The 26,206-nt window shown below is 50.8% G+C and carries 31 protein-coding genes and 2 pseudogenes; 13 read left to right on the top strand and 20 right to left on the bottom strand.

The features are described from left to right. Positions 1 to 5: 5 nt before the first annotated feature. From EFB11_RS05235 to EFB11_RS05225, 3 genes are all read right to left on the bottom strand, one after another. Positions 6 to 842: a hypothetical protein gene (locus EFB11_RS05235; protein WP_122789238.1), complete on the bottom strand. Its 837-nt coding sequence runs from the start codon at positions 840 to 842 to the stop codon at positions 6 to 8. A 93-nt stretch (positions 843 to 935) separates the two neighbouring features. Beyond that, the gene (locus EFB11_RS05230) at positions 936 to 1,406 is read right to left on the bottom strand and encodes a hypothetical protein (RefSeq protein ID WP_122789237.1); all 471 of its coding nucleotides are present in this window, start codon (positions 1,404 to 1,406) and stop codon (positions 936 to 938) included. Positions 1,407 to 1,469: 63 nt separating this feature from the next. Then, on the bottom strand, positions 1,470 to 1,748 hold the full coding sequence (locus EFB11_RS05225) for a helix-turn-helix transcriptional regulator (protein ID WP_122789236.1): 279 nt from the start codon (positions 1,746 to 1,748) through the stop codon (positions 1,470 to 1,472). 514 nt (positions 1,749 to 2,262) lie between these two features. Here EFB11_RS05225 and EFB11_RS05220 point away from each other — a divergent pair. The 3 genes from EFB11_RS05220 (at position 2,263) to EFB11_RS05210 (ending at position 4,892) form a co-directional block, all read left to right on the top strand. Further along, positions 2,263 to 2,622: a helix-turn-helix domain-containing protein gene (locus EFB11_RS05220; protein WP_122789235.1), complete on the top strand. Its 360-nt coding sequence runs from the start codon at positions 2,263 to 2,265 to the stop codon at positions 2,620 to 2,622. A gap of 280 nt (positions 2,623 to 2,902) precedes the next feature. Continuing rightward, positions 2,903 to 4,273 carry a BTAD domain-containing putative transcriptional regulator gene (locus EFB11_RS05215; protein WP_122789234.1) on the top strand — a complete coding sequence of 457 codons (1,371 nt, stop codon included), beginning with the start codon at positions 2,903 to 2,905 and terminating at the stop codon, positions 4,271 to 4,273. 331 nt (positions 4,274 to 4,604) lie between these two features. Continuing rightward, the gene (locus tag EFB11_RS05210) at positions 4,605 to 4,892 is read left to right on the top strand and encodes a helix-turn-helix domain-containing protein (protein ID WP_122789233.1); all 288 of its coding nucleotides are present in this window, start codon (positions 4,605 to 4,607) and stop codon (positions 4,890 to 4,892) included. 89 nt (positions 4,893 to 4,981) lie between these two features. Here the strand turns inward: EFB11_RS05210 and EFB11_RS05205 are convergent, their stop codons facing one another. The 7 genes from EFB11_RS05205 to EFB11_RS05175 all read right to left on the bottom strand — a co-directional run bounded on the left by EFB11_RS05205 (position 4,982) and on the right by EFB11_RS05175 (position 8,005). Then, positions 4,982 to 5,275 carry a hypothetical protein gene (locus EFB11_RS05205; RefSeq protein ID WP_122789232.1) on the bottom strand — a complete coding sequence of 98 codons (294 nt, stop codon included), beginning with the start codon at positions 5,273 to 5,275 and terminating at the stop codon, positions 4,982 to 4,984. Between the two features lie 126 nt (positions 5,276 to 5,401). Beyond that, complete coding sequence (locus EFB11_RS05200; protein WP_122789231.1) at positions 5,402 to 5,737, bottom strand: helix-turn-helix domain-containing protein; 336 nt, start codon at positions 5,735 to 5,737, stop codon at positions 5,402 to 5,404. A gap of 160 nt (positions 5,738 to 5,897) precedes the next feature. Next, positions 5,898 to 6,410: a hypothetical protein gene (locus tag EFB11_RS05195; protein WP_164706612.1), complete on the bottom strand. Its 513-nt coding sequence runs from the start codon at positions 6,408 to 6,410 to the stop codon at positions 5,898 to 5,900. Then, positions 6,382 to 6,564, bottom strand: coding sequence for a hypothetical protein (locus tag EFB11_RS05190; protein ID WP_122789229.1), 183 nt, complete (start codon positions 6,562 to 6,564; stop codon positions 6,382 to 6,384). The genes EFB11_RS05195 and EFB11_RS05190 overlap by 29 nt, the downstream gene beginning before the upstream one ends. A 144-nt stretch (positions 6,565 to 6,708) precedes the next feature. Further along, positions 6,709 to 7,122: a hypothetical protein gene (locus tag EFB11_RS05185; protein ID WP_122789228.1), complete on the bottom strand. Its 414-nt coding sequence runs from the start codon at positions 7,120 to 7,122 to the stop codon at positions 6,709 to 6,711. A gap of 60 nt (positions 7,123 to 7,182) precedes the next feature. Then, complete coding sequence (locus EFB11_RS05180) at positions 7,183 to 7,776, bottom strand: hypothetical protein (RefSeq protein ID WP_122789227.1); 594 nt, start codon at positions 7,774 to 7,776, stop codon at positions 7,183 to 7,185. 25 nt (positions 7,777 to 7,801) lie between these two features. Continuing rightward, a complete protein-coding gene (locus EFB11_RS05175; protein WP_122789226.1) occupies positions 7,802 to 8,005 on the bottom strand; it encodes a hypothetical protein in 204 nt (67 codons plus the stop codon). Positions 8,006 to 8,019: 14 nt separating this feature from the next. Here EFB11_RS05175 and EFB11_RS05170 point away from each other — a divergent pair. From EFB11_RS05170 to EFB11_RS05140, 7 genes and pseudogenes are all read left to right on the top strand, one after another. Then, a pseudogene (locus EFB11_RS05170) lies at positions 8,020 to 8,151 on the top strand (Maff2 family mobile element protein); the annotation flags it as partial. Between the two features lie 126 nt (positions 8,152 to 8,277). Further along, a complete protein-coding gene (locus EFB11_RS05165) occupies positions 8,278 to 8,709 on the top strand; it encodes a MarR family winged helix-turn-helix transcriptional regulator (RefSeq protein ID WP_122789224.1) in 432 nt (143 codons plus the stop codon). A 128-nt stretch (positions 8,710 to 8,837) separates the two neighbouring features. Beyond that, positions 8,838 to 10,061: an MFS transporter gene (locus tag EFB11_RS05160; protein ID WP_122789223.1), complete on the top strand. Its 1,224-nt coding sequence runs from the start codon at positions 8,838 to 8,840 to the stop codon at positions 10,059 to 10,061. Next, positions 10,058 to 10,498 (top strand): N-acetyltransferase, encoded by a 441-nt coding sequence (locus EFB11_RS05155; RefSeq protein ID WP_122789222.1) that lies wholly within the window; start codon positions 10,058 to 10,060, stop codon positions 10,496 to 10,498. Before EFB11_RS05160 ends, EFB11_RS05155 begins: the two co-directional genes overlap by 4 nt. A gap of 168 nt (positions 10,499 to 10,666) precedes the next feature. Beyond that, positions 10,667 to 11,110, top strand: coding sequence for a sigma factor-like helix-turn-helix DNA-binding protein (locus EFB11_RS05150; protein WP_122789221.1), 444 nt, complete (start codon positions 10,667 to 10,669; stop codon positions 11,108 to 11,110). Next, a complete protein-coding gene (locus EFB11_RS05145; RefSeq protein ID WP_122789220.1) occupies positions 11,100 to 11,300 on the top strand; it encodes a helix-turn-helix domain-containing protein in 201 nt (66 codons plus the stop codon). The genes EFB11_RS05150 and EFB11_RS05145 overlap by 11 nt, the downstream gene beginning before the upstream one ends. 88 nt (positions 11,301 to 11,388) lie before the next feature. Then, a complete protein-coding gene (locus tag EFB11_RS05140; RefSeq protein WP_122789219.1) occupies positions 11,389 to 12,072 on the top strand; it encodes an SAM-dependent methyltransferase in 684 nt (227 codons plus the stop codon). Positions 12,073 to 12,121: 49 nt separating this feature from the next. On the opposite strand, the gene EFB11_RS16760 is transcribed toward EFB11_RS05140, so the two are convergent. Further along, positions 12,122 to 12,445, bottom strand: a complete 324-nt coding sequence (locus EFB11_RS16760) for a hypothetical protein (protein WP_164706611.1) — start codon at positions 12,443 to 12,445, stop codon at positions 12,122 to 12,124. A gap of 146 nt (positions 12,446 to 12,591) precedes the next feature. Here EFB11_RS16760 and EFB11_RS05130 point away from each other — a divergent pair. The 3 genes and pseudogenes from EFB11_RS05130 to EFB11_RS05120 form a co-directional block, all read left to right on the top strand. Then, a pseudogene (locus tag EFB11_RS05130) lies at positions 12,592 to 12,873 on the top strand (plasmid mobilization protein); the annotation flags it as partial. 450 nt (positions 12,874 to 13,323) lie between these two features. Next, positions 13,324 to 13,653 carry a plasmid mobilization protein gene (locus EFB11_RS05125; protein ID WP_122789217.1) on the top strand — a complete coding sequence of 110 codons (330 nt, stop codon included), beginning with the start codon at positions 13,324 to 13,326 and terminating at the stop codon, positions 13,651 to 13,653. Then, entirely contained in the window at positions 13,614 to 14,963 is a 1,350-nt protein-coding gene (locus tag EFB11_RS05120) for a relaxase/mobilization nuclease domain-containing protein (RefSeq protein WP_122789216.1), read from the top strand. The genes EFB11_RS05125 and EFB11_RS05120 overlap by 40 nt, the downstream gene beginning before the upstream one ends. Before the next feature lie 6 nt (positions 14,964 to 14,969). On the opposite strand, the gene EFB11_RS05115 is transcribed toward EFB11_RS05120, so the two are convergent. From EFB11_RS05115 to EFB11_RS05070, 9 genes are all read right to left on the bottom strand, one after another. Next, positions 14,970 to 16,715, bottom strand: coding sequence for an ABC transporter ATP-binding protein (locus EFB11_RS05115; protein WP_122789215.1), 1,746 nt, complete (start codon positions 16,713 to 16,715; stop codon positions 14,970 to 14,972). Further along, on the bottom strand, positions 16,712 to 18,496 hold the full coding sequence (locus EFB11_RS05110) for an ABC transporter ATP-binding protein (RefSeq protein WP_122789214.1): 1,785 nt from the start codon (positions 18,494 to 18,496) through the stop codon (positions 16,712 to 16,714). Before EFB11_RS05110 ends, EFB11_RS05115 begins: the two co-directional genes overlap by 4 nt. Before the next feature lie 61 nt (positions 18,497 to 18,557). After that, positions 18,558 to 19,175 carry a TetR/AcrR family transcriptional regulator gene (locus EFB11_RS05105; protein WP_003510876.1) on the bottom strand — a complete coding sequence of 206 codons (618 nt, stop codon included), beginning with the start codon at positions 19,173 to 19,175 and terminating at the stop codon, positions 18,558 to 18,560. A gap of 118 nt (positions 19,176 to 19,293) precedes the next feature. Then, positions 19,294 to 21,381, bottom strand: a complete 2,088-nt coding sequence (locus tag EFB11_RS05100; protein ID WP_122789213.1) for a heavy metal translocating P-type ATPase — start codon at positions 21,379 to 21,381, stop codon at positions 19,294 to 19,296. 57 nt (positions 21,382 to 21,438) lie between these two features. Beyond that, positions 21,439 to 21,699 carry a DUF6110 family protein gene (locus tag EFB11_RS05095; protein WP_122789722.1) on the bottom strand — a complete coding sequence of 87 codons (261 nt, stop codon included), beginning with the start codon at positions 21,697 to 21,699 and terminating at the stop codon, positions 21,439 to 21,441. 195 nt (positions 21,700 to 21,894) lie between these two features. After that, complete coding sequence (locus tag EFB11_RS17125) at positions 21,895 to 22,437, bottom strand: helix-turn-helix domain-containing protein (protein ID WP_243115161.1); 543 nt, start codon at positions 22,435 to 22,437, stop codon at positions 21,895 to 21,897. A 380-nt stretch (positions 22,438 to 22,817) separates the two neighbouring features. Continuing rightward, on the bottom strand, positions 22,818 to 23,066 hold the full coding sequence (locus EFB11_RS05085) for a heavy-metal-associated domain-containing protein (protein WP_122789211.1): 249 nt from the start codon (positions 23,064 to 23,066) through the stop codon (positions 22,818 to 22,820). A gap of 129 nt (positions 23,067 to 23,195) precedes the next feature. After that, positions 23,196 to 23,864 carry a class I SAM-dependent methyltransferase gene (locus EFB11_RS05080; RefSeq protein ID WP_122789210.1) on the bottom strand — a complete coding sequence of 223 codons (669 nt, stop codon included), beginning with the start codon at positions 23,862 to 23,864 and terminating at the stop codon, positions 23,196 to 23,198. 670 nt (positions 23,865 to 24,534) lie between these two features. After that, positions 24,535 to 26,181, bottom strand: coding sequence for a DUF3846 domain-containing protein (locus EFB11_RS05070; RefSeq protein WP_243115160.1), 1,647 nt, complete (start codon positions 26,179 to 26,181; stop codon positions 24,535 to 24,537). Between the last annotated feature and the right edge of the window lie 25 nt (positions 26,182 to 26,206).

Below are 26,206 nucleotides of genomic sequence, written 5' to 3'. Positions count from 1 at the left end.
CTTAATTAACCTTCTCTTTGAATTTGAGAAAGCAAAGTGTTCGTAAATACCTTGTAAGAATTATCTTGCGCAAGGGAATTTACATACGAGATAATCGTTTGTTTTGCTTGTTCGTTTTCGCTTTTTGCAGAGCGATACGCTTTCATGAAAATGTCCACAACTTCTTGTGCTGCTTTAGGTAAATGCTTCCCTGTGAAGAAATTCCCTTCCAATTCACACCATCTTGCCCTAATTTGCCTGAATTTTGCCATTGCGAAAAGTGCTCTCCAGTCATTTGGACATAAATCTACCGCCAACGAGGCAATTTCAGACTCATCACAGCCGATAACGCCAGAAACAAGATTAAAGATCTTGACACGTTCTTTGCTAGAAGCAATATTAAAAGCTCTAACAAATGCAGAACGTAGATGCTTGTCGGGAAGATAACCAGTCATATCAACAAAAGTATCGATTTCTTGTTGCTCCGTGGAAGCGAGGCTATAGGCTCTGCGGTATTCAGGCACCATAGATAAATATCCGGAACGATTCCCACCAGTAGAGGCATATCCAAGGTGTGCACTCCAACAATCAGGCTCAATGTCAATGGCACGACTAAATTTGGCATTTGCTGTACGAGTATCCCCCAGGTCAAGTAATCTGTATCCATCTGCTAATAATTCTTCCACATCTTTTCCTTGATACCCATAAACGTGTTTGGTAATATTCTGTGTAATCTTTTGTACGATTTGATCCTGCTTAACAACAAACTGGGCAAAACAATTTTCACAGGTTCCAATTTCGTGGGAATCATCAAGAATGATGTTACCACCGCATTGCTCGCAAATTAAACTTATCTTTGCCACTCTTAAAACCTCCCCACAACAATTATGGACGGAACGAGATAACATTCATGAACATATCTCATCCCGTCCATAATTTTAATCTTTTGATAATTGTTAGCCGTTCTCGCTCTTGGTTTCTTTCTTATCTGCTTTGTAACCGCTATTGCACTGCTTCAGACCCAACTTTGCAAAAGCAGACTCGGTTGCTTCGATAGCAGCAGAGAACACAGCGTTCCGGTACTGCATCTTGAAGACATCTCCGATAGCCGCAGAAAGGGCTGCAAAAGAAATGAGCTTCTGCTGAACCATCAGGTACACTTCCACATAGAGATATGTACCAACCGTGGTGTTGGAAATTGCAATCTGAGCTTCGTCATCAATGGTAATGACAACACACTGCTCCTTGCTTCCAAACAATGCACCTGCCAGTCCCTTGCCGGACTTCAGCGTAGAAATAGTAGCCTTCAGAGGATACTTCTTGGCCTGCAACTCATTCAAGATGGTCTGCTCAAGCTGATCCCGCATGCCGCCTGCATCCTCAAAGATGTAGCTGTTACTTCTTCCGGTAAATTCGGATTTTGCCATGATTGATTCCTCCTATAATAAATGTTCTATTCCTAAACGGTCGATATTAACCGATTAAGACAATTATTTATTCTCTCGCAAAATCTCTCGTATAGATTCAATAAATGACGGGATTTGGTCAAGCATGACTGATGTAGCCTCATTCAAGTCGAAAAAAGCTACTAGAGCCATAAAAATTGTCCATGTCATTTTTCTTGTTCCGTTTTCTATTGCGCAATATGTCTGCCTCGATAAGCCTATGTTTTGTGCTATTGTTTCTTGAGATATTCCAAGACGTGCCCTTAAAACAGGTAGTTCAGTAGTTAACGTCATCATTAGATCAAGCTTGTCAAAGGTATTCAAGTCGTTGTTTATACATCCTTTCTGTATAATATAACAATTTTTATCTAACTTTTTATCATAGAGTATCGGACTTTCAATCGCAATTCATCGTTCCCTAATTAGCATCTAATGCTAATAATATACAAAATGTCGTATGATTTGTCAATGTGTACATTAGATATACTCTCAAAATTCTAAAAAATCTACGATATGCATATAATTGAAAATCTGCTTGTAGCATTTTGCCCAATAAGCCTTCAGAATTATATTCATGAAAAAGGTTATTTTAAGCTCAGGCCAATTACTAGTAATTTCTTATGATGTTAGAGGAAGTCCAGAAACAGATGTTGAACATCAGTAGCTGGGCTTCTTTTTGTTTGTTACTGGTTATACAGGCAATGTAGTGACCGTACAGCAAAAAATATCAGCCGAAATTATTCTGTATAGACAGAGTGACCATATACCAAATCGACAAAAAGTCAGAATGCCCATAGAATAAAATTTCAGGAGTATGGACAAGGAGGTGATCGGAACGATGGACGCATATGAAGTGGATTATGTTAAAATTGGACAGCGTATCAGAGCTGCCCGCAACAAGTTGGGATGGCAACAATCAGAAGTCGCCTACCGTGCAGACCTTACTACTTCTCACATGAGCCATATAGAAACAGGAAAGACCAAGTTGGCTCTGCCGACTATCGTTAAGATTGCAAATGCATTGTCCGTTTCTGTTGATGAACTGCTCTGTGATAGCTTGGAACAGGCAAAACCTGTTTTTGACAAGAGCATCGCAGAAGAGTTGGAGGACTGTGATGCGGCAGAACTCCAGGCAATATTGGAAATCATTCACGCAACAAAAACAGCACTCCGTAAGGCTAAGAGCGCCACAAAATAATAGCTACAATTGAATGGTACTTGATAACATCTTCAGTGCAAGACACACCAGCTGATCTGTTGTGAACAGATGAACTCCTGTGAATGCCATTAAGTATCAAAACAACTGGATACACAAATTGCATTTCGTTAGCAAGCTGTCTTGACTGCCAGTATCGTACTTGATATGACAGCCAAAACCAATAAACAACTTTGAACCGTAAAGCTGTCAGGGCCCTGGAAACAGGGTCAGGGTAGTTTTGCGGTTTTTTTCATATATGTCATAGCGAGGAGGTATTGAATTGCCAGAAAGACAACTCAATGACAATAATTTGGGAACAGAAGGAAATAGGAAATTTGACAAGGAAGAGTACGCCCAGTATGCTCTTCAGGCCGAAAATACAATTCAGGAATTGCATAAGTGCCTGTCAAATACAGTAGACCCCAAAGAAGCTGCTATGATTTTGCTTCGTGTTGCACTGGAATTCTACGATGCAGAGTGGTGCGGCATTCTAGATATTGATAATGATGTAGGCGTTTGGACTCCGTTCTGGTGGTACAACAAAGAGCTTGGGGCGATGGCACAGTCTGTTTTGCTTCAGGAATTTGAGCTGATGGATGGTTGTGGCCGTTGGTACGAATGCTTGCAGAAGCAGGAACTGGTCATTATTGATGACCCAGAAGCAATAAAGGAAATTTATCCGGAAGAGTATGTGCTTTGCCAGCGTCTGCAAGTTGACTACGCCATTTCAGTACCGTTCTGGAAAGGACCGAAAGGTTTCCTTGTGCTAAAAAATCCGAAAAGATTCCAGAAACAGATTGGTTTGCTGCGTATGCTTACCTTTGCGCTGGTTTCCTTAATCAATGAGTATCATCTGTTGGAAAGTCGTAAACTGACGATCATCTCTCCCCGCATAACGAATGACACGGATGTATATATCACTGTTCTTGGGGACTTGAAAATCACAACGAAGGCTGGAGTTTTATCTGAAGATGAATTGAAATCTCCTAAAATATCCAGGCTGCTTGTTTATCTTTTGATGTCCCGTAAGAGTGCGTGTTCTCCAAGGGAAATCGTGGATGCACTTTGGCCGGACGAGGATGTAGACAATGCAGTAAAGAATATTAAGGGACTCATATACCGCTTACAGCACGCCTTTGGACTCATTTCAGAATATCGTTTGATTGTCTCGACCACAAATGGATACCAGCTGAATCCGAAGCTGAATATTTTCACAGACCTCCATCTGTTTGACAAAAAGTGGAGCATTGCCATTAAGGCGATAGATATTGAGGAAAAGATACATTATCTGAAGAAAGCTGTTGATCTCTACCGGGGGCCGCTTTTTCAAAGTGCAAAACACGAGCACTGGATCATGCCCAATGTTGTCTCGTTAGAGATGCGCTATCTTGGGGCAGTCAGTGAGCTGATGAAGTCGCTGTACCAGGTTGAAGATTATCTTTCTATACAGCAATACGCTTCCAAAGCGATGCACCTGTGCCCGCACAGCGTGGATGTGTATTTTTGGATGATTGTAGCCATGCATCGGTTAAAGCATCCAGAAATGGCCAGAAGCGAACTGCGAATGGCTCGCTGTAATCTTCTGCCGGAGGAGTATGAGGAGCTGGCAAAAAGGCTGGAAGAGCAGGTGCAGATTATACTGCACCCATAACACCATCATAACACCGATGAAAACCAGCAAAACACCCCATTTCGTCATAACACCACTATAACACCGTCAAACAACCCGTAAAAACTTTCATACCACCGTCCGTAAAACCCCCGTTGGTTATGTTTTGAAGGCAAGAGCAACTTGCCAACAAAACAAACTGACGGGGGACTTGTTATTTGGATGATGTGGCTATTTGTGCCGCACCTGTTCTTGCACATTTTTGCGAGAACAGGTGCGGCCTTTTTGTTTTTACAGGGGGCATTCACTGCCGTGATCCGCCGGTTTTCTTGAAGTTTCATTTTCAAATTTCAAGAAAACGGAGGATACATAGATGTATTACGATCAGAAAGAGTGCGGAAGGAGAATTGCTGACCTCAGAAAGCAAAAAGGAATGACACAGGATCAGCTTGCTGAGAAGCTAAACCTCAGCTACAGCATGATGACGAAAATTGAAACTGGCTTTAAAGGTATTTCTATTGACCTGCTGATTGAATTGTCTGTCCTCTTTGATGTGTCAATGGAGTACATCATTTTAGGCTGCGATTTATATAGAGACAAATTGAAAGAGCAGCTTGCACTTATGAAAGAGCAGTTCCTGACATTTGAAAAAACGCTTTAATCAGCAACTTTCACCAATGGTGAAAGTAAAACGAAAAAAACGCAGTGAAACTTTCACCATTGGTGAATTCAAATATGAAGCAAAAATTATTACAATTTACTCACAGCCAGCGAAAGCCAGCTGTACAGCACATTGAAAAGTAAATAGTCATTCATCAGGTACATTCCGATCTGGATGCAGTTGCGATTGCACTTGTGTGAAAGCAATGCATCAGTAGCCATATCAGCGGTGCGCCATGACATTCCTCTATATGACAGAATCACAATTATTATCTGTTTCATTATAGAAGAAAGAGCGATCCACATCTGCTGGTAGATATTGGACGGCTTCCGATAAGCTGATGATTTTGATGCGCCAAATAGTTCAACAAATTTTTTTATCATGCCAAACTCCTCCTATGTATTAAAGAATTATTCTATAACGCTAATACATAGTATAGCATAAACGGAAATAATTATGTCGAAAAAAGACGATGGGCTACAAGATTCCCTTGCAGCCCACAAAATCAATCATTTTAACTTCTTTTTCGCTTGCTGAACCATCAGCTCTACAATTTCTAAGATTCGTTGTTGCTCCTCTGGGGGAAGTTGCTTCAACTCCTCTGAAAGCTGGCCACTCCGGTATTCATTGGAGTGTGTAATAACATCGCAAAAAATTGCATCTGCGGATACTTCAAGTCCGTTGATAATGGCGATCAACTTTTCACAGCGAGGAAATGAAGCGCCTCTTTCAACGGTGGAAATATAATTTGTTGTCAAGCCCAGCCGCTCTGCAAACTGGTCTTGCGTCAGGCCCAATCTTTCACGACATTGTTTGATCCGTTCACCTATGCGTTTGTCGATCATACGGTCTCCGCCGCTCCTTTCTGTGCCGTTAAGACATAGTATACGGAGCAGCGAGAGATACATACAGAAACGCTAATACACTATAACTGTATTAGCGTTTGAGATTGAAAAAATTTAACATGACAATCAGCTCGTATTTCTGATTTATCGTCGCATAATCTCAGTCCCATGTATTAAATATGATTTCTCCGATTGTTTGTACTCTCCAATAGCAGATCTGTTCCAGTTCTTCCGAGCTGAGTTCTCCGCACGAGTTGTGCCAATCTTGATTCAGCTCGGCAAGGCTCAGGAAATGCATCAACCCTGTCGGCAACCGGAACCACTCGGGCTGACTGATCAGAACAAATCCGCCAAAACCGTCCCGCTGCGCAAAGGCGGCATAGGGATAGTGGATGTTCTGCAAAATAAAAACGGCATCGTCATGTCTGCGGATCTGGGCAGAGTAGAAGTTTCTTGGGTAGGTATCTGTGTCCAATTCTGTCACAGTCCCGCCGTTTTCCTTGGCAATGGAGTGGCACAGCTGGCAGAACGCTTTTTCGTCCAAATGCGGCGGTGGAGCAGTGGCCGTGCCCCAAAATCCAGTAATTCCTCTTGGAAGTATCATTTCATCGTCCTTTACTCGCAGTTGTGTTCTTGAACATTCTTCAAACAAGTCTTTTTGTGATGGCCTCATTCACCGGTTCCAATTCCTTCTCTAGAGCACATTGCAGATCCCACAGCATTTTGGATTCTTCTTCGCCCTTAACTGTCAGTTTCCCTGTAGACTCCCAGCGGCAAAGAAGCTTGTAAAGGGTGAGGGCTTCGTGTTCATTTAATTCAATCTTCATTTTCTATCTCCATCAGCTCATAAAGTTAAGGGCGCGTATCTTTGGGTGAAAATTCCCAGCTTTCGGTAATGATAGGTACGCAGCAGATAATCTTGCGATGGTGTGACCTCGGGCAGGGGAGTATCGGATGCGATAAAAATACAGTTACCCATGGGAAATCTCTTTTTTCTCTTTATTGTTTTCTCCTGTCCATTCCACCCATGTTGCATGTTCCAATGTCATAATGGTGTATTCAGGATATCTTCTGTGAATTTCAGTAAGGCAAATACTTCTCCACTCTCCATATAAGCCCTCACCGGTTACCTGAAATTCCTTGGAGTTCCAATAAGAAGATTTATATGTAGAATCCACTCTACCACAAATTTCGCATTGTCTACCCCAACAAAACGAGTCACTACCATAGTGTAAGATGATTTTTTTGTATCTATGTTTGTGCTTAGACCTTTTTCGGCTATCAGAGGTAGTAGCCGTCTTTGATTTTCCTTTCTGGGGGAGCGTTTCTTCCTCGATTGGTTTCTGGTACTCTTTTTTATACAAGTGTGTTTTTTCAGGATTCATCGTGAGGTTTCCTCCCTAAATATCTTGGTGTAAATGCTACCAACATGCACATATACTTCTTTACACAAGAAATAATCCCTGGGCCTCCACCAGTTTCCGCAGGAGTTCTACGGCAGCCTGGTTTTCTTCGGTAATTTTCTTCAGTGTGACAACATTGTATACTTCGCCGGTCTCAATATGAATCACCATATCAAGTGTTGGGAACAAAAATCTCATGGTCCCAAAGGTCTTTTGAAACACCAGGTCAGACAGTTCATCCATGTCATTGATGGATTCTATTGGGATTTCCAGGAAATATCCTTCTTCATTGGGTGTTTGTTCTTTGAAATCTTCTATATCCGGTAAGCCTACGCCAGTAACCAGAACAGTCTCCAGCGGATAGTAGCATGAAAAATGGAGAACAATGTCCAACCACTTACGAAGCAGACGAGCCATATTAGCCTCTTTATAATAATGCGTTTCCAGTAAGGCAATCCCATCATTCTGTCCGAATTCAAGGTCACCGGGGACGATATCTATCAGATATGCTTTTGCATTATCTTCCGCCGCCTCAGAAATAAGATTTTCCATTTCAGCATCATACGGCCGCATGGAAAAGCCTTTGAACCCTATCTGCTCAAAAAGCTGCTGCATTTCATCATAACTCAGAGCCATTGTTTGATCGCCTCGCTTATATATTTTAGTCTCCCAGGCCGGACAATCCGTATCCATGCTCCATGGCCACATCACATACATGACCCAATTTATCCGCAAAACGCCGGATCTTTGGAAAGGACAGGCCATATTGCTGAATTACACGGTTTTCTTCTGTGCCATGTTCCTCAAGCCACTTGACGATGGATTGCGAAAAAGTCTTGATTGCCGGAACCTGATCCGCTTCCAATTGAATTTCTCTGTATGGATCGAATTGATAATATCACCGTTCTTCAGACCCTTGTTATCGCCCTCGGCGCTGGCCTCGGTATTTGGGGTGTCATCAACCTGCTGGAAGGTTACGGCAACGACAACCCCGGCGCGAATGCTCATGGTTAATAAAGAAGCACAATAAAAATTTGGCAGACGGCAACACTATTCCAAAAAAATAAAAAAACTATTGACTTATGTACGAAATCGGATATAATGATTTATGTACGAAATCGGACAAGAGGTGAATTTATGCACTACTTAAAAACAGAGGAATATACTTATTTAGCCGGAGAAATTAACGCTTTATACCATGAAGCTGCGGTTAAAATGGGAATTTCAGATAGTGTTCAAAATATTTTATATGTCCTTTGCGAAAAAGGTGGAAAATGTTTACAAAGTGAAATAAGTAAACTTACAGGTATTAGTCGCCAAACAATCAACTCTGCTATTCGCAAATTAGAAAAAGAGGAAATCGTATATTTGGAGCAAGGAAAAGGCAGAAATACTATTCTCTGTCTAACCGAAAAAGGAAAGAAATTTTCATCAGAAAAAATAAATCCGCTGCACGAAATTGAAAATAAAATCTGGAATGAATGGACAGCAGAAGAACAGCAGCAATATCTGATTTTAACAAAAAAGTATCGTGATGGGCTAAAAAAACACTTAGAAGCCATATTGTAGATACAAGAGACAATTATTTTTTGAAGGGAGGTGGCTTGATGTCGGCAGCAGCATAATAAGGGACTTATCACATTTGATATTGTCCCCTATTTTGAAAAGATATTTTGAAAATGAGAGGACAATTTGATATGGAAAAAACACAAAAATGGAAATCGCAGTTTATTACTGTTGCCATAGGGCAGGCAATTTCAATGTTGGGAAGTCATGGCGTTCAATTTGCACTTATTTGGTGGCTTGCCGAAAAAACTTCTTCCCCTTTTATGCTCGGAATCTCTGGGCTTGTTGCCTATCTTCCTATGTCTTTATTCAGTCCGCTTGCAGGTATTGCAGCAGACCGTTACAACCGAAAATTTATCTCTATTTTTTCGGATATGGCAATGGGCATGGTTGCCTTAATTTATGCAATCATACTATTCTTTTTTGACCTGCCTGTATGGACAGTATTCATTATGTTGTGTGTTAGGGGAATTGGAAGCACTTTTCAGCAACCAGCAATTCAATCTATCATTCCCCAGCTTGTACCGAAAGACCAGCTTATAAAAACCAATGGGTGGATTCAGCTTTTAAATTCTGGTTCATTTCTAATTGGTCCTGTAATCGGTGCGGCTTTATACTCAATCTTCCCAATATCCATCGTTTTATTGAGTGATGTGGTGGGAGCAATTTTAGCAAGTATTGCATTAGCGATTGTTAAAATCCCAAAGATTGCAAAAACACAAAGAGAAGAACAACATTTTGTAGCGGAGATAAAAGAGGGTTTACAGGTTTTTAGAGAGGACAGAAAGCTATTTTACATTGTTGTCGCAGAAGCACTCTGTATGTTCTTTTATGCGCCATTATCTTCCTTTTACCCATTGATGACAAGTGACTATTTTCAGTTATCTGCCATGTATGGTAGTGCCGTTGAACTATCATTTGCAATCGGCATGATGATATCATCGCTTCTGTTTTCCAGTATTCTAAAAATAGAACGCAAAATCAGAGCTTCTTTTATCGGTTTGTTTGGAATGGGTGTTATATCATTGCTGTGCGGTATCATACCTCCAACTTATATCGGTTGGTTTTTCTTTGCAGCAAGCTGTATTTGTTTGGGAGCGTCTGGAAATGTTCATACCATTCCCCTGACAGCTTATATACAGGCAACCGTTGAACCCCAAAAAATGGGACGTGCATTTTCGGTACTGACTTTAATTTCTTCCGTCTCAATGCCGATTGGATTACTTTTCAGCAGCCCAATCGCTGAAAAAGTAGGTGTGAATGTTTGGTTTTTCATTTCTGGATTCTGTATGATTACACTTACGGCTCTCGTCCTAATTCGATATGCAGTAAAATATGGGAGGCAAAGAACATGATTCGGGAATTTCAGGTGTCAGATACAGAACAGGTTATGCAACTATGGATTTCAGGAAATGAGGATGCACACCCTTTTATACCCAAGGAGTATTGGTATTCTCATTTTGACGAGGTGCAAGAAGCGTTATTGAAGGCAAATGTTTTTGTCTATGATACGAATGGAAAAATACATGGGTTTATTGGTGTAATGGACGAATATATTGCCGGAATTTTTGTGGGCAGGAATTGCCGTTCTTGTGGAATCGGCAAACAGCTTTTGACTTATGTAAAACAGAAATATGATACGCTTTCATTGGGCGTGTATCAGAAAAATACACAAGCAGTTGCATTTTATCACAAAGAGGGATTTTCTATTCTTTCAGAAGCAGTTGATGAAACCACAGATGAAAAAGAATACACAATGGTCTGGAAAAACGAGATGAAAGAAGCATTATAAGAAAACGTATTCTAATCAAAAGCAAATCCAGCCGAGCCAGTCAACGGTCGAGATGAACGGGCTGCGCCCGCCGTTGACAGCCCCGCCTGTCTTTGCTGGTAGGCAGCTAAGGGGCGACAGCAAAAAGTGCTGCCGCCCTTTCTCATCATTCAGAAAGGGGGAATCTCCATGACCGAGTTAGAATATCAAGAACATATCCGGCACACGCACAACGCCTATTGCAAGATTGTCATTCGCCATGCGGCGATTGATATAGCTTTACGTCTGCGGAAACAATGGGAAAAGGAACTTTCCCTTGAATATCTGATGTTCGAGAAATTTGTCCCGTTCAGCACCACAGATGAATATTTTTCCGAGCCAGAGCCTTGTGGGGAATACCCATTTACCGTCTGCGGGCAGACCGCCATACTGGAAAACGCAGCCCTTGACGCAGCCCTTTCCCTTTTGCCGGAACAGGCACAGGAGGAAGTTTTCGCCTACTACTTCCAGCGGAAAAAGCAGCGAGAAATCGCTGCCAGATACGGACGGACACGCAGCACAGCCGGGCGGCATATCCAGCTTGCCTTGCAGCAGCTACGCCGGGAAATGGAGAAGCACAGCCATGAAAGATAGACTTCTTCCCTATGAAACCATTGTCAAAGCCCATGATGGCGACCCGGCAGCCATGCAAGCTGTCCTTGACCGATACGCCGGATTTATCCGCTACTTCTCCCGCATGAACGGATATTACAACGCCGATATGGAGAATTACATCAAAACCAAGCTGATAGAAAGTCAATTCAAATTCCGGTTTGACCGATAGCGCAATCATAGAAAAATTCATAGCTGCATGATATAATGAATTTATCAAACAGAGCAACAAATAGCAATTTTTAAAGGAGATATGAACTATGGATATAAAATTTTTAAATGAAAATATGATGGGACCAAATGCATGGTTAATAGCAGAAGAATTGACCGCAGATTTATCTTTGAAAAAAGGAATGAGGGTTTTGGATTTAGGATGCGGTCGTGGATTGACTTCAGTGTTCTTGGCAGAAAAATTCGGTGTGCAGGTTTTTGCGGTTGACTTATGGACATCTGCAACAGAAAATTATGAACGTTTTAAGCAGGCAGGAGTATCTGAACTGATTGTACCTTTGCAGTTTGACGCTTTGCAGCTTCCTTTTGCAAAAGGCTTTTTCGATGCGGTTGTCAGCGTGGATTCCTACCATTATTTTGGTAATAACGATACTTACTTTGAAAAGGTACTCAAGCCGATTCTAAAAAAAGATGCTATCGTTGCCATCGCCTTTCCAGGGATGAAATATGAAGTTCATGGTAATATCCCAGAAGAAATGAAGCCACTTTGGGAAGCGGACGCACTGGAAATGTGGCACTCAATCGACTGGTGGAAACCAAAGTTTGAAACACATCTGACAGAATTTAAAATTTCTGAGATGGGTTGTTTTGACAGAGCATGGAATGACTGGTTATCTTGTGACAACCCATATGCGGTCGAAGATAGACTTATGATAAAAACAGATAACGGTCGATTTATGAATATAATAAAAATTACTGGGAATATTTTCTAACAAAAAATCATTAAATCCCAGTTTATCGAACTGATACCCGCCTTGAAAATTAAATAGCCCGCCGCCCCGCAGCGACACAACGAGCAGTAAGCCTGAAAAGATTTGCTGCTTTTTTGTGCCCATTTTTGGCATGTTTCTTTCCCGTCTGTATTAGAGAACAAAGAGGAAAAGTTTTGAAAATCAACGTCCATTTTTCCCTTTCCAGTTTTGTGGGAAGTGAAAGGAAAAATCTTTCCCGGACAGCGGGCAGAAAAAATTTTCCCGGATTATTAGTGGTAGAACGGGCAGAAAGCCCGGTGTCAAAAGTAACTTTGGTGAAAGCGGAAAAGAAGAAGCCCCCGTACACGCCGGAGTTTGCAGCTGCAAAGAGCAAGTTTCTACCACGGTGCCAAAATCCGCAATTCTGCGGTTTTGCCCCTCGCGGGAAACTTGTTGGGGAGTGCCTTCCCCAAACCCTGCTTTGCGGCTTGCGCCGCTTATCCCCGCCGCGCTCATGCGGCAAGAAAGGAGGTCACGACCATGCGAAAGAAATACAACACGCCCCACCGCAGTCGCGTTGTGAAAACCCGGCTGTCCGAAGATGAATACGCCGACTTCACAGCGCGGCTTGCGCCCTATGGTATCAGCCAGTCCGAATTTCTCCGGCAGGCGATACGGCGCACCGCCATACGCCCCGTTATCCATGTGTCGGCGGTCAATGATGAACTGCTCTCCGCTGTCGGGAAGCTGGCCACCGAGTACGGCAGGATCGGCGGCAACCTCAATCAGATTGCCCGGTATCTGAACGAGTACGGCGCACCTTAATGAGGTCTTTTCCTTTCAGTTTTTTGTCCGTACTCACTTCAGACATTGAAAATTCCTCCTTTTAGTTAGGTTGTGCTAACCTGTAGGCTTTTTGAAAGCGCCCTTCGGCGCTTACAGTAACCATCATAGCAGACCTGAAAAGTCTTTTCCACTCCAATCAGCCTTTTTTGTTCCAATCAGACGATTTCTTTTTATCAGAGTTTTGCTTGAGTGAATTTTATTGTTCTTATGAAATTTACAGTTTAATTTTACTCTGCTTAAGCCATTTCGCTTGTTAAGGATTGTAGTATTAGTAGAGGGGGAAAACGAGGGTAGGGTTACGGTAGCAAGCACAGCCAGCGAGTACCCACTGGCGGATTTTGTGTTTAGGGGGACCCCTGCCCCTAAACACAAAAATTGCTTGCTGGGATAGTCCCAGACCCTTATAAGAAACGGAGGCGAAATGGCATGGCAAATCGAAAACGAAATATCCAGATGAAGTTCTGGGTGACAGAGGAGGAAAAGCGGCTCATCGACGAGAAGATGAGCCAGCTTCCCACAAAGCGATATGGCGCCTACCTGCGGAAGATGGCGATTGACGGGTATATCATCCAGGTGGACACCACCGACATCAGGGAGATGACCAAGACCCTGGGCTCCATCGGCCGGAACATCAACCAGATTGCCAAGAGGGTGAACGCCGGCGGCCCCGCTTATCAGGCCGATATGGAGGAGATACGGGAGAGATTGGAGCAGATATGGCAGTTACAAAGACGCATCCTATTAAGTCAACGCTGAAAGCGGCCATCGACTATATCTGCAATCCAGACAAGACGGATGGGAAGCTGCTGGTGTCCTCCTTCGGCTGCACCGCGGAAACCGCCGACATTGAATTTGCATGGACCCGCCGCCATGCTATCGACAAGGGCACGAACCTGGGCCGCCACCTCATCCAGGCGTTTGAGCCTGGGGAGGTCACACCGGAGGAGGCCCACCGGATCGGCATGGAGCTGGCGCGGGAGGTCCTGGGCGGCAAGTATGAATTTGTCCTCACCACCCACATAGACAGGGATCACGTCCATAATCACCTGATTTTCAATGCGGTCAGTTTCCAGGATCACCGGCACTACCATTCCAACAAACGGAGTTACCACGAGATCCGCCGCACCAGCGACCGTATCTGTAAAGAGCATGGCCTGTCCGTCATTGTCCCCGGCCAAGACAAGGGCAAGAGCTATATTGAGCATCAGGCGGAACAGAACGGCACCAGCTATAAGGCGAAGCTCCGCTCCGCCATCGACCGGCTTCTGCCCGGCTGCACCGACCTGGAGGACCTGCTCCGCCGCCTCCAGCGGGAAGGTTACGAGCTGAAACGGGGCAAGTACATCTCCGCCAGGGCTCCGGGCCAGGAGCGGTTCACCCGTCTGAAGACCCTGGGCGCCGACTACGCTGAGGAGGCCCTGACCGCTCGGATCGCCGGAAGGCCCAGCCCCTCCCGCCAACCGAAGCAGCGCACCGGGAAGCCCAGCCTGCTCATCGACATCCAGAACAACATCAAAGCCCAGCAGAGCGCCGGCTACAAGCATTGGGCGAACATTGAGAACTTGAAGCGAGCGGCGGAAACGCTGAACTTCCTGACGGAACATGGCATCGGAAGTTTGGAGGAGCTGTCCGAGCGGTGCGACGGGGCGGCGGCCGCCACCGCCAGGGTGAAGGCGGACCTCCGGGCAACGGAGAAGGAAATGGAGCGGCTGACCCTCACCATGAAGCACGCCGCCACCTACCGCCAGCTCCGGCCCCTGTATGAGGAATACCGCCAGTCCAGGGACAAGGAGAAATTCCTCCGGGGGCATGAGGGCGAGATCATCCTGTTCGAGGCGGCGGCAAGGGAGCTGAAACGCCTGGACGCCGTACCCCTGCCCGCCGCCAAGCGGCTCCGGGCCGAGATAGACGAGCTCACCGCCAGAAGAACCGCTCTGCAATCGGAGTATAAGAAAGCCCAGCGAGAGGAGCGGGAGTACGACACCCTTAACCAAAACGTCCGTATCTTACTGGAACGGTCAGAGGATGTTGTACTCCCGAAGGAAAGATCGAATGAACTTGAATAGACGGAATTAACCCAGCCGCCACTGGGCGTTCTCGTTTTGAAGCTCCACCATACGGCGGTAGAGGCCGCCCTGCTCCATCAGCTCCGCCGGGGTGCCCTGCTGGGCCACATGGCCGTCCTCCAGCACCACGATGTGGTCGGCCCCTGCCACGGTGCGCATCCGGTGGGCGATGACCAGCACTGTCTTGCCCCGGAGCAGGCGGGAGAGGGCGGCCTGGACGGCACTCTCGTTCTCCACGTCCAGGCTGGCGGTGGCCTCGTCCAGCAACACCACCGGCGCGTCCTTTAGAAGTGCCCGGGCGATGGAGATCCGCTGCCGCTCCCCGCCGGAGAGGGTGGAACCGTTCTCCCCGATCACCGTCTGGTAGCCCTGGGGCAGTTTGCGGATAAATTCGTCGCATTGGGCGGCCCTGGCGGCCTCCAGCACCTCCTCATCGGTGGCGCCCCGGCGGCCCAGACGGATGTTCTCCATCACCGTGTCCCGAAACAGCACCACGTCCTGAAACACCATGGAGTAGGAGCGCAGGAGGGCCTCCGGGTCCACCGTGGACACGTCCGTCCCGCCCAGGGACACCTTCCCGCCGGTGACATCCCAAAACCGGGCGGCCAGCTTGCAGGCGGTAGACTTCCCGCCGCCGGAGGGTCCGATAAGGGCGGTGACTTCCCCCTGGCGGGCGGTGAAGCTCACATCCTCCAGCACCCCTGCACCCTCCCGGTAGGCAAAGGAGACATGGTCAAAGGTGATGTCGTAGCGGTTGGGGCGGAAATCCTCCGTTCCCGTCTGAACCGGCTGCTCCAGAATGGAGCGCATCCGTTCAATCTGCAGCTTGGTGTTGAAGGTAGCGGCGATATTCTGGAGCACCACCCCCAGGGGATCATACAGCCGGGCGGCAGCAAAGAGGAAACCCAGGAAATAGAGGAAGGGGAGCTCCCCGGCCAGCAGCAGCGCCCCGCTGGTGAGCACCGTGGTGGCAAGCCCCAGCCGCAGGAAGGCCTGGGCGGAGCAGACGAACACGCCGGTGGCCAGCTCGGAGCGGATGGAGCTGCCCTCCATGGCGGCCAGCTTTGCCTCCAGGCCGTCAAGGTACCGCTCCTGCCGGTGGCAGGCCTTGATGTCCCGGATGGTCTCCAGCCCCTCCTGAATGCAGTCGGCCACCGCCCGCTTGTTCAGGATATTTTTCGTTCCGAAGGCGTCCTGGATCTTCTTACTTCCCGCTGTCAGCGCCACCGCCACGGGCACCACCCACAGCACAGCCAGGGCCATGCGCCAGTCACAGGCGAACATGCACACCCCGATTACCAGTGTGGAACCGACGGAGGCGAACAGCTGGGGCACATAGTGGGAGAACATTTGATCCAGGCTGGAGCAGTCGGCAATCATGGTGGAGGTCAGGTCGCTGAGATCCCGGTTGCCGAAGAAGGACAGGGGGAGTCTCCGCAGCGTCTCTGCCAGGCTCACCCGGCGGTTGGCGCTCTCCCGGTAGGTGGCGATGTAGAGGGAGGCGTACTGAAACCAGTGGAGGACGAACAGCAGGATCAGCACCACCAGGGCAAAGCCCACATAGATCCAGAACCCGTCCATGGGACTGCCGCCGCCCTCCAGGCAACCCAGAAGATGCTGAACCGTGAACAGTACCGCCCCCACGGGGAACATGAGGGCCAGATTGCACACAAAGCACCAAATCACGGCCTTCACCAGGTCTCTGGCACCCTTCTCGCTGAGGGCGAAGATATGTTGTAATTTCTTTATCATACCGCTGCCTCCTTTCCAACCTTCCACTTTGCGCTACGCTGATAGTCCGCCCACATGGCGGCGTAGACACCGTTTCTTTCCAGCAGGGCGCTGTGATTGCCCTGCTCCGCAATCTTTCCCTCGCTGAGGACGATGATGTTGTCCGCGTTCTGCACCGTGGACAGCCGGTGGGCGATCATCAGCACTGTTTTATTCCGGGTCAGCGTCTCAAAGGCCTTTTGGATCTGATGCTCATTCTCCGGGTCGGCAAAGGCGGTGGCCTCGTCCAGTACCACGATGGGGGCGTCCTTCAAAATGGCCCGGGCCAGGGCGATGCGTTGCTGCTCCCCGCCGGAGAGATAGACGCCCTTTGCGCCCACCACCGTGTCCAGCCCCTGGGGCAGTTTTTCCAGGATGTCATCGCACTGGGCGGCATGTGCGGCGGCAAGCACCTCCTCCCGGGATGCATCCGGCCGGGCAGCCCGGATATTCTCCAGCAAGCTCTCCTTGAACAGCCGGGTATCCTGGAACACAAAGGCCACCTGCCCCATGAGGGAAGCGCTGTCCAGCTTCCGCACGTCCGCGCCGCCCACGGTGACGCTGCCGCTGTCCACATCCCAGAACCGGGGAATCAGGCTGGCGGCGGTGGTCTTTCCCCCGCCGGATGGACCCACCAAAGCCACCACTTGGCCGGGCTGGACGGAAAAGCTCACATCCTCCAGCGCGGGCCGGTCGGCGCCGGGGTAGGTGAAGGTCACGTGTGCAAAGACCACGGCGTCGCCAGCCGGCTTCTTTTGTACCTTCGATTCCTCCATGGGCTTCTGGCTCAGGATCTCGTCCAGGCGTCCGATGGCCTCGTCGGCCTCCATTACCGCCCCGCTCATATACATGATGCGGTTGATCATCTGACCGCAGGCAGGGGCGAACAGGGCGTAGAAGATCAGGTTCACCAGCGCGGTACGCACATCCCCGCCGGAGGCGATGAGCAGCGCCGCCGGGATCAGCAGGGCGAAGGCTCCGTTGATGAAGGTGAGGAAACAGGTCTGGCCCGTCCGGCAGCTCATGGCGTACTGACTGGCCAGGTCGCTGTAATCCTGGATGGCGGCATAGAAGGCCTTGAAGGAGTAGACCGTCTGCTGGAACATCTTCACCACCGGGATGCCCCGGACATACTCCACCGCCTCGCCGCTCATGCGCTCGATCTCCTGTTGATAGCGGTGGAAAAAGCCGGCGTTCTTGCCGCCCATCATCATGCACATGGAGAGCAGCGCCAGCACCATGGTGAGCAGACACAGCAGACCCATCCGCCAGTCAAAGAGGAACAGTACCACGATGGCGGCGATAGGCGTCACTGCCGTGGCGGCCAGGTCAGGGAGCTTGTGGGCAAGCAGGTCCTCGGTGAGCCCGGCGTTGTCGTCAATGAGCTTGCGCAGCCGCCCCGACTGGTTCCCGGCAAAAAAGCCCAGGGGGAGTTTCAGAACATGGGTCATGGCGGCGCGCCGGATGTTCCGGGCGGTGCGGAAGGCCGCGATATGGGTGGACATGAGGGCGGCAAAGTACAGCAGGATGCTGCCAACGGCAGTCCACACTGCCATCCAGCCCCAGAGTCCCAGGTTCCCGGCCCCGTCCAGGCCGGGCCAAGTGGACAACACGCTTCTGGCCACCAGCCAGACACACAGATACGGCGCCAGCCCCAGCACCGCCGACAGGGCGGACAGGATACAGCCCAGGATCGTTAGATTCTTGTGCCCGCCCGCATAGCCCAGGATGCGGGTCAGGCTGCTTGGTTTCTTTTGCTTCAAAGTGATCCCTCCTTGTTAAAATAGTTAGTCATAGCTAACCTGTATTCAAAAAAGATAGGGGTTAAGCCCCCATCAATTTCAGCCATCCGGCGGTATAGAAATCGCGGAGTTGATCCACGTCCCGCAGCGCCTGCTCCCGGGGCATATCGTGGATCACGATCTCAAAAATGCCACTCATCATCCCGCTGGCGATGATGTGACACAGAGACTGGCTCAGTTCCGGAATGTCCCGGCCCAGACGGCGGAGCACCTCCATGTATTGGAGGGTGTACTCTACCTCCACCTCCACCATGCTGTGGACGAAGTGCTCATAGCTGGTACCCTCTGCGCGGGTGAGGAGCAGCTTCACCGGCTCCCGGTGCTGGCAGATGTAGTCCACCATCCAGTGGACGCAGTTGCTGGATTCCTCCCCCATGTGATCTGGCTGCTGCTCCTCAGGCAGTTCGGCAAAGGAAGTCTGGGCCTCCATGAACCGCCCCATCAAAGCGGCCGCGTGCGGCTCCACGATGGAGGCAAAGAGCGCCTCCTTGCTGGAGAAGTAGCCGTAGAAGGCCCCGGTGGTTACCCCGGCGTTCTTTACGATCTGCCGCAGAGAAGCCCCTTGAAAGCCCTTGTCCAGAAATTCGGCCATGGCTGCCTCTTGGATTTTTTTCAGCGTGACATTAGACTTTTCTTCCATAGGCGCTCTCCTTATAACAGTGTTATATAACACCGTTATAATACGACGGAAGCGGCAGTTTGTCAAGTGGAATACGAAAAAAAGCCCGGCGCATACGCGCCGGACTCTGTCAGGAAACTTAATCTTGCTTTTTCTGGGGCAGGGCAGTCATACTGTGGAGGCTTACGCCAAGAGTAGACAGGTTGTGGAGCATGGCGGAGGTGGTTGGAGGCAGAATGCCCGTCACGCCAAGACCGATGAGCGCCCCGTTGAACCCGATGACAAAGCGGTAGTTATTCCGGATGCGGCGCATCAGGGCCATGGCCAGCTGCCGCAGGCGCACCAGCTCCCACAGGCTGTCGGCGGCAATGGTGATGTCGGCGATCTCCCTGGCGATGGCCGCCCCGTCGCTGATGGCGATGCCGGCATCCGCCTCGGAGAGGGCCGGAGAGTCGTTGATGCCGTCTCCCACCATAAGGACAGTATGCCCTTCCTTCCGCAAAGCGGCCACATACTCCGCCTTGTCCGCTGGCAGCACCCCGGCCCGAAAGGCATCTACCCCGAGCTGTTCCGCGATGGCAGCGGCGGTGCGGGGGCTGTCCCCGGTGAGCATGATGGCATTCCGCACACCCAAGACTCGCAGGGCGGAGAGCACCTCCCGTGCCTCCTCCCGCAGAGGATCGGAGATGCAGATCACGGCGGAGAGCACCCCGTTGATGGCAAGATAGAGCTGGGAATACTCCGGGGGCAGCGCGTCGAACTTGGCCCGTTCCTCCTCTGGGATCACGCACTTCTCATCCTCGAAGATGAAGTGGGCGCTGCCGATGCACACTTGCTCTTCGTCCACTGAGCTGGCAATGCCGTGAGCAACCAGGTACTCCACCTTAGCATGGCGTTCTTCGTGGCTCAACCCCCGGCGTTTGGCCTCCTCTACCACGGCGTTGGCCATGGAGTGGGGGAAGTGCTCCTCCAAACAGGCGGCCAGACGGAGCATTTCATTCTCTATCTTTCCGTTGAAGGTAAAAATCTTTGCCATCCGGGGGCAGGCGTGGGTGAGGGTGCCGGTCTTGTCAAAGACGATGGTATCCGCTTTCGCCACCGCCTCCAGAAATTTTCCGCCCTTGACGGTGATGTGCTCCCGTCCCGCTTCTCGCATGGCGGAGATCACCGCCAGGGGCATGGCCAGCTTTAGGGCGCAGGAGAAGTCCACCATAAGTACCGACAAGGCCCGGGTCACGTTCCGGGTGAGGGCAAGGCTCACCAGGCTGCCGGCAAAGGTATAGGGCACCAGTTTGTCCGCCAAGTTGGACGCTTTGGCTTCGGCGGCAGACTTCATCTGCTCAGACCGCTGGATCATCTCCACAATCTGGTCATAGCGGCTCTGGCCGGTGGCCTGCTTCACCTCCAGGACACACTCTCCCTCCTCCACTACGGTGCCGGCGTACACCGCGCCGCCGCGCCGCTTGGCCACGGGGACGGACTCGCCGGTGAGGGACGCCTGGTTGACGGTGATCTCCCCCTCCTCCACCACGCCGTCCAGGGGGATGACGCTTCCGGCTCGAACCACGACCCAGTCGCCGGGTCTGATCTGGCCGATGGAGGTGAGCACTTCACCAGCCTCGGTTTTCAGCCACACCCGATCCACATGGAGAGACAGGCTCTCTGCCAGGTCGGCTACGGATTTCTTCCGAGTCCAATCCTCCAGCAGTTCACCGATCTCCAACAAAAACATGACAGTGCCGGCAGTACCGAAGTCCCTGCGGCAGACGGAGATCCCGATGGACAACGCATCCAGCATCTCCACCTTGATCTGACGATGTCCCAGGCAGCGCAGACCTCTGTGCAGAAAGGGGATCATGTGCCAGACAATCCGGGCGATCCGCAGCGGGGCGGGCAAAAACAGGGTAGTGGCTGCTTTCACCGCCACCTTTCCCACCAGTTTCTCCTGGAACTCTCGGTTCAGAGTCCGGGTGCTGTGGCCGGGCAGGGTGACGGATGACTCCGCCCCGGCCCAAGTGAACGCACCGAGGGCGGAGAGGACGGCTTCCCGGTCTCCCGTATAGGTTACGATGACGCAGCAGGTGCGCTCATGGACCACGGCCTCCCGGGTCCAGGGCTGTCCCTTCAGCCAGGTTTCCAGCAGATCCGCCTGGCGAATGGATATATTTTTTTGACGGAGCCGCAGACGCATCCGCCCCCGGCTCTCATGTACGATGGTTGCTTGCATACTAAATCTCTCCTCATGGAAAAAAGGGAGCCGTTTTCCGGCTCCCTTCCGCAATTTTCAGGCTTCCTGATCCTCCACCTGGGTCTCAGCTTCCTTGGCGGCTCGGGTCTCGTTGATGTCCTTTGCAGAGGCCAGGATGTCGGCGGCGTTCTCCTGCACACAGGTCACAGTTTCCATCACGCTATCCTTCATCCGCAGGCCGGCGGCGGTAATGTGAGTATAAGCTTTCTTGGCGTCTTTGCTGGTGAGCAGCTTCACGCCGACGGAGCCGAACAGAGTGCCGCCCACGAAGCAGGCCAGTCTGACATAGTGTTTCATCATGGAAATCTTTCCTTTCTGCTTTATTTGTGTTTGTAGCCCGTAATCATCACCATGACCATGCAAATCACGGCGCCCCAGGCCCAGAAGCGATGTTGTTTCATTGAAATCTCCTCCTGTCCGGAAACAAGCTTTTTTATGTATCTGAGTATTATAAAGGATAAACAATGCTGTGTCTCACCGAATCAGACGATGTTATGCCGGTTCAGACATTTTTCGATACATGGTTGGCGACATGCCATACTGCCGCCGGAAGGCGGCGGAAAACTGGCTGGCGCTGCTGTATCCCACTGACTGGGCTACCCCCAGCACGCTAAGAGAGGAGTCCCGCAGCAACTCCGCCGCACGCTCCATCCTCCGCTGCTGCAGCCAGGTGTGGACCGGCAGTCCGTACAGGCGACGGAACCCCTCCTTGAATGTAGTTGCAGAGAGGCAGGCACGGCGGCTCAAAGTTGATATGGAGAGGGGTTCGTCCAGATTCTCCTCCATATATCGGCGGGTTTCTGCCAAGGTCCGGATCATCTCCTGATCCAGCACCGGGGCCATTTCCGCCGCTGGTTCCCCCTGGGCAGATAGCAGATACAACAGTTCCACCGACTTCCACACGCACCAGCGTGCCCGCTCGCTCTGGGGCAAACGATCCAGGTCAGCGAAGGCCGCCTGGCTCCAGCGAGAGGGCCCCTCCACAGCGCAGCCGCCCCGGCTGACCATCCACCGCCGTACTTGATCCGTGTTCAAAGTCAAACCGCCCAGCAGGTCACAAATGGCTTTTAGACTCGCCCGGGCACCCCGAGCGTCCACCGCCACCAGCACACCCTTTAAGCCGGTCTCCACTCTGGTATCGGTCAGATCAGAGATGTCGGTGAGGAGAAGCACCTGCCGGGTACCTAACCTCAGAGCCGAACCATCCCGCCGGGTCAGAGTCACCATCCCGGCCAGGCAGAACAATACCTCAAAGTGCAGAGGTTCCAACCGGAGGGGCAGAGGGAATGACCTCTCGCACAGGGAGAACAGGCAGGTTCGCGCACCAGGCATCACTTGTGTCCATTCCCCCTGTTTTGACAAAAATTCTGCCAGCATCCGCTTGCCCCCTCTCCATTGATCTGTGTCTCAGATACTTATCGGCCAAACAGCCCTTTCTTGTGCCAGGATTCCCTCCGAATCTCTCCCACATCATAGCCAGTGGCGGAAATAGCCGCCCGTAAAGTCTCTTGATCCAGTTCCATTTCCGTGATTACCACAGTCTCTTTTTTACTCCGAGATGAAGTGACCTTCTTCACCGGAAATGCTTTCCGCACCGCATCGTTCACATGGCTCTCGCACATACCGCACATCATGCCGTCTACTTGGATTGTGTATTTCCACATCTTCTGTCCCTCCATTCTTCTTAAAGTCCGTTTCGCTGGTTCCAGCATATACGGTACACTTCATCAGAAGCATCCCAATAGTTGAATAGTAAGTCAAATGCTGTGCTCAGCCGCACCATTTGCCGCTTTTTATGAGATGCCACTCGGTTCTTCGTTTTCCAAAAGGCTGCTGTTTTCCCGCATCGCCAGAACGCAGAGCCAATGCTTTTTTGCATTCCGATTTATGATGATCTCAGAAAAACCTGCCTCGGTGAGAAAACGGGCAAGTTGGTCTCCATCGAAGATCCTCATCCCATCAATGACAGAAAGCCACTTGCTGGCGTGGGGATCTTCTCCGTCCGACTCATTGACGATCAGAAAGATGCCGCCCGGCCGCAGAGTGCGGTACACCTCCCGGAAGCTCTCCGTAGGACCAGGCCAGAAATATACCGTTTCAAATGCGGTCACCAAATCAAATGCACCATCCTCGAAGGGAAGGCAAGACACATCTCCCTGTATGATACGGCAGCGGCTGGCTTGCAGCCCCTTGCGGTTAACACTCTTGGCCTTTTCCACAGATATTTCTGAATAGTCTAAGGCGGTGACAGTCGCAGCAGGATATTTTCGTAAAAGGGCTCGGATATTCCGCCCACCACCGCAGCCCAACTCCGCAATCTCGGTGGGACCTGTTTCGGGCAAATGGCTAAGGCCCCAATTCGCGAGGGCAGCATGGGCATGATTCATGCTGCCCACCATGCACCTGCCCAGCAATCCTTTCGGCTTGCGGGTATTGTTGAAAAAAGCCTTTAATATTCCCATAACCGCCTCCGTGATTCGAAATTGAGGTTAGCATAAACTAACCATAATGCATTATAAATCTTTTTTTGCAGAAAAGCAATATACAAGTATGCTATCATGCTATTTTCCGCTGTGGGAAATGTGGAAAACGGCCGCTCCGCCGATGGAAAACAGATATTCACGGCCCGATGGAAAAGCCGCCGGCTTTCCCACAGCCCGCAAACACCGTTTCCCACAGCTCCGCAGACATGGCCGTTTACGCACATTCCCACAGCGCCTGCTGCTGCGAACATCCTTCCTGTCCGATCCTGATTGAAAGAGAAAAAAGAGAACAAAAAAAGAAGTGGGAGCGTTACCCTCGGTCCAAACCGAAGGCGGCGCTCCCGCTCTGTTATGGAAAAGTGTTCAAAACAGCCTCTCTGCACCCTTTAAATTGAAGGGGCAGACCCACATGGGAAAATCATAAGGGCGGCTCCCGGAAAAGCCGCCACAGGCGATTTTTCAGCCCATTTTCAACCCCTATCCCCACACTTTTTCGAGCGTGCGGACTGGTAATGGGGACAGGCGATAAGAACCGCCCGGAAACTCTGCTTGCAGGGATGGATACAGCCCTTGCAGATCTTATTGTACCTGCGGCGGCCGTTCTCCCCCAGGAAGAAGGACCACTCCAGCCGTCACTTCTTGCTCCGGCTCATAGGTCATGCTCCGGGGGCTTCTTCTGCTGAACCTTGTCCGGGGGCTGGCGGAGGCCGCACTCCCGTTTGGCCTCCGCCAGCCGCTCCCGGATGGAGGGCTTCTTCTCCGGCGTGGTCCTGTGCGCCTCACCCTGAGCCTTCTCCAGCTCCTCACCCTTGCGGCCGTTGTTCAGCACCCCGTCGATCATCCCATAGTCGTCCTCCAGGGTCATCTCGGCGGTGCGGAGAGGGTTCTCCGGATCCACCGGCAGGGCGATGATCTGCCCGTTCAGGCTGATGAACTGCTCCGGCTGCTTGAAATGTTCCGTGTACTTCTGCACCTGCTCCGGGGTCAGGGAGGTGAAGGACTCCTCACCCAGCCCTACCACCAGGAAGGTGCCGGCCATGATGTCGTAAATCTCCCCATGCTCATCCCGAAGGCCCCGGTTCAGTTCCAGGCCGATCAGCTTGCCCTCATCGTTGCAGACCAGCCCCACGGGGTCGGAGAAGGGATAGGAGGCGGCAATATCGCCGCCCACCTCTGCCTGTAGCGAATGGAGACCGGGGGCGATCTCCTTCACATAGGGCTCCTTCATGGGCTCCACCACCAAAACTGTCATTTTCTCCGGGGCGGCGTGCTCCTGGGCCTCCTCGTTGCGGATGGCGAAGGCGCGGGAACCGTTGCCCATGATGAGATACTTCCCATCGTCAGACTGATGATGCAGACCGTACCCGGCCGCCTCCATCTGCTCCCGGCTCATATCCGTCACATAGAAGGTACCCCTGGGGGTCCGTACCGTTTCGCCGGTCTCCAGGTCATCCGGGGAGGGCGCCGGGGCCTGCCCGGACAGCTCCGCCTCATACTCCCGGCCCGCCTGCTCCGCAAAGGCCAGCATCTCGTCCACATGGGACTTGTCCGGGTTCTGGATAGCCTCCCGGATCACCGCAGGGTCTACATCGAGAAATTCCTCATAGCCGGTGGCGTCTTTGAACTTCTCGATCTCGGAAGGCAGATAGTCCTCCTGGGTCTGCCTCAGGGCGGCCAGCTTCTCATCCAGGGCGGAAATGTGCCCGGCCATCAGGTTTTCATAGATTTCTTCTTTTGCTGCGTGCTCCTCCGGGTGCTCGGCGGCGTACTGCGGGTCGTGCTGGCGGAAGAACTCGTCCATATCGTAGGCAATGTCCATCGCCCACTCGGATTTTTCTTCCTCGGTCAGCTCCTCCGCATCCTGGAAAGTCATCACCCGGTATTCTTCCGGGATACTGTCCCGGTCCCCATCGTACACCTCGTCAAAGTGGCTCCCGGTATCCCGCACATACCCCAGGTCAGTGAACTCGCCGCCCTCCTCCAGGGCGATGTCCCGGCCGTAGGCCTCATAGTCGATGTAGTTCCGCAGATGCTCCGGCACCTGCATGGCATCCAGTTCCTCGATGTAGTAACGGCCCAGGTCGTCGTGGTCGTGGATGTCGGGGTAAATGTCGTAGCAGTCCAGGTTCTCGGTCAGGTTGATGATCTCCTGCAAGCTGCCCGAATGGTCGCCGATCTCCATCGCCGCCTGGAACTGTTCATACTCGCCCTGGCTCATCTCGTCCAGCTTGGAGGCCAGGTAGTTGAGCTCGTCCAGGCTCTCATACTCGCCCAGCTTGTCATAGAGGCCGTCCACATAGCAGTCATAGTCGGTAATGAAC

This window comes from Intestinibacillus sp. Marseille-P6563 (assembly GCF_900604335.1).
GTDB lineage: Bacteria > Bacillota > Clostridia > Oscillospirales > Butyricicoccaceae > Butyricicoccus_B.
Note: the sequence above shows the minus strand (reverse complement) of the source record. Positions and strands in the feature narration are given on the sequence as shown.